6 protein-coding genes and 1 pseudogene are annotated in these 6,657 nt (G+C 66.0%); 5 read left to right on the forward strand and 2 right to left on the reverse strand.

Features of this window, described 5'->3' with window-relative positions; genetic code table 11:
• A pseudogene (locus tag Q0J74_RS09690) lies at positions 1 to 138 on the forward strand (branched chain amino acid aminotransferase); the annotation flags it as partial.
• Positions 139 to 315: 177 nt separating this feature from the next.
• On the forward strand, positions 316 to 1,299 hold the full coding sequence (locus Q0J74_RS09695) for a hypothetical protein (RefSeq protein WP_297213981.1): 984 nt from the start codon (positions 316 to 318) through the stop codon (positions 1,297 to 1,299).
• Positions 1,300 to 1,303: 4 nt separating this feature from the next.
• On the opposite strand, the gene Q0J74_RS09700 is transcribed toward Q0J74_RS09695, so the two are convergent.
• Positions 1,304 to 2,161, reverse strand: a complete 858-nt coding sequence (locus tag Q0J74_RS09700; protein WP_297213984.1) for an RluA family pseudouridine synthase — start codon at positions 2,159 to 2,161, stop codon at positions 1,304 to 1,306.
• Positions 2,162 to 2,190: 29 nt separating this feature from the next.
• Between Q0J74_RS09700 and Q0J74_RS09705 the strand changes: the two genes are divergently transcribed.
• Positions 2,191 to 2,919, forward strand: coding sequence for a nitroreductase family protein (locus Q0J74_RS09705; protein ID WP_297213986.1), 729 nt, complete (start codon positions 2,191 to 2,193; stop codon positions 2,917 to 2,919).
• Here Q0J74_RS09705 and Q0J74_RS09710 read toward each other — a convergent pair.
• Positions 2,900 to 5,074, reverse strand: a complete 2,175-nt coding sequence (locus Q0J74_RS09710) for a transglutaminase-like domain-containing protein (RefSeq protein WP_297213989.1) — start codon at positions 5,072 to 5,074, stop codon at positions 2,900 to 2,902. The genes Q0J74_RS09705 and Q0J74_RS09710 overlap by 20 nt on opposite strands.
• An 84-nt stretch (positions 5,075 to 5,158) precedes the next feature.
• On the opposite strand from Q0J74_RS09710, the gene Q0J74_RS09715 reads away from it, so the two are divergent.
• Together Q0J74_RS09715 and Q0J74_RS09720 are read left to right on the forward strand one after the other, a co-directional pair.
• Positions 5,159 to 5,905, forward strand: a complete 747-nt coding sequence (locus Q0J74_RS09715) for a copper homeostasis protein CutC (RefSeq protein ID WP_297213992.1) — start codon at positions 5,159 to 5,161, stop codon at positions 5,903 to 5,905.
• Positions 5,902 to 6,522 carry a sugar O-acetyltransferase gene (locus Q0J74_RS09720; protein ID WP_297213995.1) on the forward strand — a complete coding sequence of 207 codons (621 nt, stop codon included), beginning with the start codon at positions 5,902 to 5,904 and terminating at the stop codon, positions 6,520 to 6,522. The genes Q0J74_RS09715 and Q0J74_RS09720 overlap by 4 nt, the downstream gene beginning before the upstream one ends.
• Positions 6,523 to 6,657: the final 135 nt, after the last annotated feature.

Here is a 6,657-nt window from a genome sequence, read left to right on the forward strand (position 1 = left end):
GAGATGGGCTGGGAGGACAAGCAGGTGGTGGTCAACGGCGGCAAGATCGGCCCCCTGGCCCAGAAGCTGTACGACACCCTCACCGGCATCCAGTGGGGGACCAGGCCTGACCCCCATAACTGGGTGGTCAAGCTGTAACACTGCGTTCTACTAACCTTCCGATATACCTTCCCAGATTAAGGGGCGGGACATCTGTCCCGCCCCTTAATCTGTCCATTTCTTGAAAGAAGCTGACGTTTCCCTTTTGATTTCTTCAGAATCCGCCGCTGCCCTCTCTTTTGTGGTACAATGCCCCAAAAGAAATGAGGTGCCGACATGAAACGACGCAATGTGATTCCCATTCTGCTTCTTCTGCTGCTGACGCTGTCCGCGTGCGGGCAGAGCCAAAGGATTCAGACGGAGGCCAGCCGCCTGGCTGCCGCCCAGCTGGGCAAGCTGGATGGCTATGTTACCGAGACGGAGCGCAAGCAGGTTACCGGTCTGCTGGGGCAGCTGCTGTCTCTGCGGCAGGTCCGGGAGTCCATGGACATCTGGACGCCCTCCGCCGGGGAGGAACGGCTGGCTGCCCAGCTCAATCAAATCTATGAGGAGTGTACCGGCCGTTACCTGAATCAGCCGGAGCAGTGGAGCGCCGACGAAGAGAAGATGGAACTGCTGGCGGAGTACGGCATAACCGGCGGCGGCCTGGTGCTGGAGGAGGGGGAGGACGCCTACCGGGACCTGTGGGAGCAGGTAAAGGCCATGCTGCCCTCCGGCAGCCTGGACGCCTTTCAGCGCTTCACCGTCTTTACCGACGGGGAGGAGGAGATTCTGGCCTACGTGGTGCCTGCCGACGATGGCGGCGCCCGGTGGGAACTGGCGGTGGACTTGGCGGATGCGGGAGACCGGCAGTACTTTGCCGAGACGGTGTACCATGAGTACTGCCACTACCTGACCCTCAACGATCAGCAGGTCACCTACGGCCTTGCGCCCTCCCGGGGCTGCTACGCCGAGGCGGATTTTGCCGCCCGCCCCTCCTCCTACCTGAACAGATTCTATCAGGCCTTCTGGACAGATTATCTGGAGGACCGGCTGGCCGCCCCGGACAGCACCGGCTTTTACCTCCGCCACGCCGACGACTTTCTGACCAGCTATGCCGCCACCAGTCCCGCGGAGGACATTGCCGAGAGCTTTGCCTATTTCATCCTCCGGGACAAAGCGGAGGGGGAGGGGATTCAGGCCCAAAAGCAGAATTTCTTTTACGCCTACCCCGAACTGACCGCCTTCCGGGAGCAGGCCCGGCAGCAGCTGGGGCTGTGAACGCCTACCGGGCCAGGCGGGCAAAGCTCCCCGGCGCCTCGGAGCGGAAAGTCTGCGCCTGGCCTGTAAAGGGGTCGGTAAGGATCAGCTCGTGGGCGTGAAGGCACAGCCGGCCCAGAGGGTCGGTGGCAGCGCCGTAGGCCCGGTCCCCCGCCACCGGACAGCCCAGCTGGCTGAAGTGGGTACGGATCTGATTTTTCCGGCCGGTCTGGAGCTCCACCTCCAGCAGAGTGTATTTCTTTCCAGCGCAAAGGGTGGTATAATGGGTGATAGCCTCCTTCCCGCCGGAGGAGACGGAGTAGACCTTATGGGCGGCGTTTTCCCGCAGCAGGGTGCGGATGGTGTCCGCCTGCCTGGGGGGCCGGCCCTCCACCACCGCCAGGTAGCCCCGGCGGTGTACCAGGCTGTCCCAGCTGTCCTGGTAGGCCCGCTTGGTGTCCCCGTCCTTGGCGAAGAGTAGCACCCCGGAGGTGTCCCGGTCCAGCCGGTGGACGATGAAAACGCGCCCTGCGGGGTTGGTCCGCCGCACATAGTCGGTGGCCATGTGGTAGGCGGTGCGGACCCGCTCCCGATCGCTGGCCATGCTCAGCAGCCCGGCGGGTTTGTCGATAACCAGAATGCGCCCGTCCTCGTAGAGAATGGGGAAGGGAGCCGCCTCCCCGCGGGTTCCCCGGGGGCGAATGGTGACGGTCTGGCCCGGTTCCAGAGGGTGATCATGGCGGGTGACGGTCGCCCCGTTCACCTGCACCTGCCCCCGGGTGAGCAGACTTTTGACGCTGTTGCGGCTGCGGCCGCCCATCTGCTCCAAAAGAAAGGGCAGCAGGGGGCCGGCCTGGGTGACGGAATAGGTTTTATCCTGCATAAGTTCACATCCCGAGAGGAGAATAAAAGATGAATGAGGTTCTGACTCAGCTCCACGCCCGCAAATCGGTGCGGGCCTTCCTGGACAAGCCCATCAGCCCGGAGGACAAGCGGGCCATTCTGGAGGCGGCCTGTGCCGCCCCCACCGCCGGCAACCAGCAGCTTTACACCATTTTAGACATCACCGAACAGACCGTCAAGAATACGCTGGCGGAAACCTGCGACCACCAGCCCTTTATTGCCACGGCCCCGCTGGTGCTCATCTTCTGCGCCGACTGTCAGAAGTGGCAGGACGCCTTTGCCGCCGGTGGCTGTCAGCCCCGAGACCCCGCCCAGGGGGATCTGCTGCTGGCCGTCTGTGACGCCAACATCGCCGCCCAGAACGCGGTTACCGCCGCCTGGAGCCTGGGCATTGCCTCCTGCTACATCGGGGATATCCTGGAGCAGTGCGAGACCCATCGGGCGCTGCTTCACCTGCCGGAGTATGTGATGCCGGCGGCCATGCTGGTGTTCGGCTGGCCCACCGACCAGCAGAAGGAGCGGGAGAAGCCTCCCCGCCGGGCCATGAAGCACATCGTCCACGAGAATGCCTACCGCCGGATGGACGCCGCCGAGCTGGAGGCCATGCTGGCGGATAACGCCGGTCCCCGGCCCTACGCCGAGTGGCTGAAGGCATTCTGTGACCGGAAGTACAACTCCGCCTTTTCCCGGGAGATGAGCCGTTCAGTGGCGGAATACCTCAAGGCGTTTCAGAAATAAGCCGTTCCAAGACCTGCCGCAGCAGCCTGGCCATGCCCACCTGATAGCCGCAGCAGGCATATGCCGCCCGGCCCGTCCGGTCCCGCACCACCGCCAGGGGCGGCTTGTCCGGGTCCAGACCCAGGTGGCGGGCCACCGTCTCCACCTGGTAGCTCCAATCCGGATATTCCGCCCGCAGCTCCGGCCAGGCGGCCAGCAGGGCGGACAGAGTGGCCTGACCTTCCGCCCCCGGCCGGCGCAGGAAGCACACCGCCTCCGGCTCCAGCCGACGCAGGTCGGCCAGGCCGGCGGCCAGTTCGTTGAGCAGATGCTCAGTAGGCTCCGCCCCCTCCTCCAGCCAGAGGAGGAGGGCGGGCTTTTTGGTTGGAGGAAGCCGCAGCTCTTCCAGCGGCAGCTCCCGCGGGGTAATCAGGTCGTGGAGGGAACAGGTCCGCAGTTCCAGAAAGATCTCTCGCCGCTCCCCAGGGGCCAGGGAGAATTCCAGCCGGTTGGCCAGCTGGTCTCCGGCGGGGAGCCGCAGGGCGGTGAGCACCCGGTAGCGCCCGGCGGGAAGGGCGGCGGTGAGCACGTTTTTGTGCCAGGCCCGGTCGGTCAGCCTCAAGGGGGTCCATTCTGCCCCTGTCCAGCGGTCCAGAGACCAGTTCTGCCGGTAGAGGAACCGGGCCTCCGCCGATTTGCGGAAGTACACCGTCCCGCAGGCCTCAGGGACCTGGGGAAGGGCCTTCCCGTCCCGCCATATCATCACCGCCCCGTCCAAAGGCCGCAGCCAGGCGGGTACCCCCGCCTTCCGCAGGGCGATCACCTGTCCCACCGCCCCGGGCTGGGGGCGTGACCAGTCGGTAAGAGGCTCAAAGGCCACGCGGGGACAGAGAAGGAACCGGCGGAACACCTCCGCCGGGTAGTTGTCCGCCCAGGGCCGCGCCCGGTCTAGGTGGAACTCCAGCAGGGCGGCGGAGACATCCCGCAGGTCCTTGTCCGACAGGCACTCCAGCAGGGCGGCCCGCAGGGGGTCTCCGTCCCTGCTGAGGAAGGCGTAAATCTCCCCGAAGTTGCCCCGGGCATTCTGGAGCAGCGCCCGCTGGGCCGGGTAGGCCCGGAGCTTCTCCCGGTCCCAGTACCCCGCTATCCGGGCCGCCCGCCTGGCGGTCCCCGCCGCCAGCACCGCCTCCCGCGCCTTCCGCTGCGCTCCGTCCAGGGGGGCGGGATGGATGGGGGCGGACAGGGGGGCGCGGAAGTCGAAGGCCGTCCAGTCCGGGCAGGGGACAGGGGGAGCCAGCGCCGCTCCGTCCTCCTCCCTCCCGCGGCAGAAGGCCTCCTTCTCTCCGGCGGACAGATGGAGGTCCCCCACCCCCAGCTCCGCCACCGCCAGACCGTCCGCTCCGGCGGTGAGGACGGCGATGGGACAAAACCGGGCCTCGTTGAGTACCTCCAGGGCAATCGCCTCCCCCGGACCGGCCCGGAAGGCATACCGCTTGGTGAGGGCGTAGCGGCCGGTCTGGTTGTGGTACAGGGCCTGACCCTGCCGCCCCAGAGGGGCGCCGTGAAGGGTGAAGTCGGTCACCGGGCCGAAGGTGCGGCTGTGAACCAGCATGGCCCGGGAGGCGGCGGTGTTGAACCAGCCCCGGTCCAGCACCGGCTCCGGCTCACAGGCCCCCAGGAACCGCCAGCGGCCGTGACACAACACCTCCACCCAGGCATGGTTGTCGTCACAGTGGGACCAGCGGGGGGCGTATACCTGCCGGGCGGGCAGGCCCACACTGCGCAGGGCGGCCACCAGGAAGGCCGACTCCTCCCCGCACCGGCCGCTGCCGCAGCGGTATACCGTCAGCGGGGAGGCGGTGCGCTGGTCCTGGGCCTGATAGCTGGCATGCTCATGGCACCAGCGGTTGACCTCCAGCACCGCCTGTTCCTGGTCCAGGTTCTTGACCCGGGGCCACAACTGGCCGTAAAACAGGGCGCGGTGCTCCGAGAGATCCTCGTCATTCACCCGGGGACAGAGCACGTACTGCTCATAGGCCTCCCGGTTCAGGGCCGCGCACCAGGGTACGGTGTTCCGCAGCCGGGCGGCGTGGGCGGCAAAGGTCTCCAGCAGCGCGGCAGAGTAGGCCGCCCAGTCCTCCGGCAGGGCTGCCTTAAGAAAACGCAGTTCTTCCATGGACGTCACTCCTTTTGGTTGGGGCTATGATAGCACAAAAAAATGTGCTATCATAGCCCCAGATTGGAAAAGAAGGTGGCAGATATGCTGTTAGAGGTGTGCTGCGGCTCGGCGGGGGACGTGTGGACGGCGGCGGCGGCCGGGGCCGGTCGGGTGGAGCTGAACTCCGCTCTGTTCCTGGGCGGCCTGACCCCCAGCGTGGGAGCTATGGGGTTGGCCCGGCGGGTGAAGCTCCCCATCATGGCCATGGTACGTCCCAGGGAGGGCGGCTTTTGCTATACCGGCCCGGAGTTTGACACCATGCTGGCTGACGCCCGGGCGCTGCTGGCGGCGGGGGCGGACGGCCTGGTGTTCGGCGTTCTCCATCCCGACGGTACGGTGGACAAAGTGCGGTGTGCCGCTCTGCTGGCGGTGGTGGGGAACAGGGAGAGCGTGTTCAGCCGGGCGATCGACGTCACTCCCGATTGGCGGGCCGCCCTGGATACGTTGATGGAGCTGGGGGTTACCCGGGTACTCACCAGCGGACAGGCGGCCTCCGCCCCGGAGGGAGCGGACACCATCCGGGCTATGCGGGAGTATGCCGCCGGGCGTATCCAGGTTTTGCCTGGCTGCGGGGTGAACCCGGACAACGCCGCCGCCCTACTGGCGGCCACCGGCTGCGATCAGGTACACGGCTCCTTTAAAACCTGGAGGCTGGATGCGTCCGCCACGCACAACCCGGCGGTGTCCTTCTCCGGCGGTGTCTGCCCGCCGGAGGAGCGCTATCCTGTCACTGATGCCGCCGCTGTCCGGGCCGCAGCGGCGGCGCTGAAAGGGGAGAGGAGCCTGTGACGGAATTGGAAAAATGCCTGGCGGGGGAGTACTATGACTGTCACGATCCGGCGTTTTTGGACATGAAGGGCCGGGCGCGGGCGCTGCTGGCGGCTTACCACCGCCTGGCCTATGAACAGCGGACGGAAAAACGGAGAATCCTGGAGGAACTGTTTGGCGCAGTGGGGGACAACGTCTCCGTGGCCCAGCCCTTCCTGTGCGACTATGGGCGGAATATCTATCTGGGCAATAACGTATCGGTGAATATGAACTGTACTTTTGTGGACTGCAACCGCATCGACATTGGAGACAATGTGCTCATTGCTTCCAATGTACAGCTGTATACCGCCGCCCACCCGGTGGAGCTGGAGGAGCGGCTGACCCCGGGCTGGCAGCGGGACTCCCAAAGCTACTTCTGCCGCACCTTCGCCCGGCCCATCCGCATTGGCAGCGGCTGTTGGCTGGGAGGCGGAGTCATTGTGCTACCCGGCGTGAGTATTGGTGTGGGTTCGGTAATCGGCGCAGGCAGTGTGGTGACCAAGGATGTGCCGGCCCACGTCCTGGCGGCGGGCAATCCCTGCCGGGTGTTCCGTCGCCTCGGGGGTATCGGAGATGCGCGTGCGGGCGGAGCGAAATGAGCGCGGAGCGATTTGAGAAAAGAATCGCGGCGGCTCCATATCGGCTGGAGACAAAAACGCGGCGCAAGCGATCACTCGCTTGCGCCGCGTTGGCACGCCTGAGGGGATTCGAACCTCCGACCTACCGCTTAGGAG

The organism is uncultured Flavonifractor sp. (genome assembly GCF_944387675.1).
Lineage (GTDB): Bacteria > Bacillota > Clostridia > Oscillospirales > Oscillospiraceae > Flavonifractor.